This window comes from Cryomorphaceae bacterium (assembly GCA_007695365.1).
In the GTDB taxonomy this organism is placed as follows: Bacteria; Bacteroidota; Bacteroidia; order Flavobacteriales_D; family SKUL01; genus SKUL01.
Window position 1 is genome coordinate 1 of record REDV01000145.1, and the last position, 3,396, is coordinate 3,396.

The 3,396-nt window shown below is 49.5% G+C and carries 2 protein-coding genes; one reads left to right on the top strand and one right to left on the bottom strand.

Going from position 1 to position 3,396, the window contains the following annotated elements; all coding sequences use genetic code 11:
* A partial coding sequence (locus EA392_14570; protein TVR36701.1) for a T9SS C-terminal target domain-containing protein occupies positions 1–1,140 on the top strand: 1,140 nt, incomplete at its 5' end.
* On the opposite strand, the gene EA392_14575 is transcribed toward EA392_14570, so the two are convergent.
* A complete protein-coding gene (locus EA392_14575; protein ID TVR36702.1) occupies positions 1,137–3,050 on the bottom strand; it encodes a S9 family peptidase in 1,914 nt (637 codons plus the stop codon). The two genes, EA392_14570 and EA392_14575, sit on opposite strands and share 4 nt — an antisense overlap.
* Between the last annotated feature and the right edge of the window lie 346 nt (positions 3,051–3,396).

The window sequence follows — 3,396 nt, forward strand, 5'->3', positions numbered from 1 at the left end:
GAGTACCCGTTTTTTGAGGATCGTTCATTGGATCGGTACAAGCGATTGATTTTAAGAATGTCAATGGGCGACTGGACGCGCACATTGTTTAAGGACGACCTGTGTCATTACCTGATCAAGGACATGAATGTGGGGTACCAAAGCAGCAAACCTACAGTCGTCTATTTGAATGGAGAGTACTGGGGTGTTCACAATTTGCGCGAACGGCAGGATGGTCGCTACCTGGAACAGCATTACGGAGTAAACAGGGATAACCTTGAGGTAATCAGCTACGAGCTTTTTTACCAGGCGGCCATTGTTGATGAAGGTGATGGAACATTCTATGACGCATTGCTGTCATTTATCCGAAGCAATGACCTGAGCGAGCCCGAAATTTATGAGCAGGCCCGCGCCATCATGGATGTGGACAATATGATTGATCACTACATCGCTCATTTTTACTTTTCGAACCTCGATTTCCCCAACAACAACAACGTGCTTTGGCGCGAGAGGGCTGACGATGGCATTTGGCGCTGGTTGTTTTTTGACTGCGATGCCTGCATGATTCGCACCCAGTACAATCAATTGGTGGAGCACCTATCGGATATCAATATCCACAACAATCCCGATTGGTCCATGGAAATTCTTCGTGCATTTTTCAGAAACAGGGAGTTTGCCAATCAATTTGTTACCCGTTTCCGAATGTTACTCAATGAGAATTTCAGGGCAGACCGGGTGATTGAGGCGATAGATCGCTTTGAGGAAATGTATGCTCCGCTCGTTCCTGAGCACATCCAACGATGGCACTATCCTGACCACATATTGGCCTGGCGGCGAAGTGTAAAGGATTTGCGGGCATTTGCCTTGTCGCGCCCGCGTGTGATGGCAGATTTTCTGAATCGTTACTTCGATGCCCCCTTTGTGTTGTATCCCAATCCTGCAGCCGGCGGGCAATCACTCAACATGCGTTTTCACCGTGCTGAAAACGTGCGTGAAGTGCTCGTTTTCAACATGCAGGGACAAATTGTAATGCGCTACAGCGGCGGTGAACATCCTGTAGATGAAATAACACTTCAACCCAATCTTGCCCGGGGCGTTTATGCTGTGAGGGTCAATCTAAACGGTCAGTTCCACACGCAGCGTTGGGTGGTTGGCAACTAGTCTCCAAGCGTTTCCTCCAGCCACCTGAAAAACTCGCGCTGCCAGGCTATGCCGTTTTGCGGTGAAAGTACCCAGTGGTTTTCCTCGGGGAAGTACACAAACCTGCTTTTGATACCTCTGAGCTGAGCAGCGGTAAAAGCTTCCTGTCCTTGCCCGATGGGAACGCGGTAGTCTTTTCCGCCCTGAATAATCAACATAGGCGTATCCCAGCGGTCCACAAAGTTTATCGGGTTGAAATCCTGATAGGCTTTTTGCGCAGCTTTGTTGTCTTTTTCCCAATATGGCCCGCCGATATCCCAGTTCACAAAGAACATCTCTTCCGTAGTGCCGTACATACTTTGCAGGTTAAACACTCCGCAGTGCGAGATGAATGACTTGAAACGGCCTTCGTGATGTCCGGCCAGGAAAAAAGCCGAATATCCGCCAAAGCTCGCCCCCACAGCGCCCAGCCTGTCATTGTCCACATAAGGCTCTTTGGCAACGTCGTCAATGGCCGAGAGGTAATCCTTCATGGCCTGACCTCCCCAGTCTTTGCTGATTTGCTCATTCCACTCTACACCATGACCAGGCATACCGCGTCTGTTGGGAGCTACCACGATGTAGCCCTGCGCAGCCATCACCTGAAAGTTCCAGCGGAAAGAGTAAAACTGGCTTAATGCGCCCTGAGGCCCTCCCTGAAGATAGAGCAACGCCGGGTATTTTTTGCGCGAATCAAAATTGGGTGGGTATATCACCCAAACGAGCATGTCCTTGCCGTCGGTGGTTTTCACCGTGCGACGCTCAATGTTGCTCAGAGATATTTTGTCGTAGTGGTGGTCATTTACAGAGGTGATTTTGTTCCAGTTTTTCCGGCGAAGGTCGTAGGTGTAAATTTCGTTGGCGTGGTTCATGTCGCTTCGGGTAACCACAATGGTGTTGCCCGCAATACCTACGATTCCATTTACATCAAATTCTCCTTCGGTCAGTTGTTGAACCACGGGTAGCTTTTTGGTTCGGCCGGGATAGTCCACTTCAAAGAGCTGAACGGTGCCATTTACAGGAGCGATAAAGAAAATCCGCTTACCGTCTTTGCTCCAACGGAAGCTTTTGACTGTACCGTCCCAACGTTCGGTAAGGTTCATTTGCACACCATTGTGCGATACGATGATGTCGTTTTTATCGGCTTCGTAACCGTCGCGGGCCATGCTGAGCCACGCAAGGGCTCCCTGGCTGGAGTACGACGGACTCGTATCATACCCGGGCATACCTTCGGTGAGGTTGGTGGTTTTGCCGGAAGCGATATCGTAGCGGTACAAATCGGTATTGGTGCTCAGAACTGCTTCGGTGCCACGGAGCTTTTTGCAGACATACACAATGCCCTTGCTGTCTGGAGTCCAGGTGTAATCGCTGCTTCCGCCAAAAGGCCGCGTGGGTGTGTCGTAAGGTTCACCCGACATGATATCTGTGGGCATGGCTTTGCTATCTCCCACCGGTTTGTAAAATACGTGATTGAATGTACCATCTCTCCAGGTGTCCCAAATGCGATAGTCCAGTTGGTCATATACATACACGTCGGATTTGACGAGTTTCGGGTAGTGGTCAACTCCCAGGACACGTTCAATTTTAGTGGCTTCGTGAAACAATTCCAACTTGCCATCGGGCGAGATGTTTTTGTTGGGAACCAAACTTTGCGCATCGCGCACAGGCTCGGGGTCGCCGCCGGTTATGGGTACCCGAAAAGAGGCGGATTGTAATTTGTTTTCGGCCATATCGGGTGTGGATACCTTGTACACCACATACTGCTCGTCGGCTGTAACACCAACCGGACTCACCCTGCCCAGTTTCCAGAGCAGTTCGGGGGTCATGGTGTTTTGCGCGATTACCGGAAGGCACAATGCCGTGAGCAATAAAAGGTTGAAGAGCTTTTTCATGAAGGAGCTGTTTTGAATGCGGGTAAAAGTAGCCAATTAGTTGAAAGTTGCCTGCGGGTTGAGAAGGGTTGATGAGAATGAAATATCCGTCAGTATCAACTCAAAACGGCCAAAAAGTTACAGTGGGTTTTCAGTGGGATTTGTTGGTTAAATGTCTGATTATTAAAAAAAACCGATCCCCTTTCAGAGACCGGTTTTTATTGGTGCTATTCGGGAAGCAATTACTTCACCACACTGATTTTTACCGTGTCAAAATCTTTGTTGTTGACGATAAGCTTCGCGATGTAGATGCCTGCGGGCCATCCGGTAACGTAGATTTCCTGGAAACCTGCATCGCTGGCGGCAA

Bases quoted from the DNA above. Each gene is read 5' to 3' on its own strand.
- EA392_14575 (TVR36702.1), bottom strand. From the start codon at position 3,050: ATGAAAAAGCTCTTCAACCTTTTATTGCTCACGGCATTGTGCCTTCCG.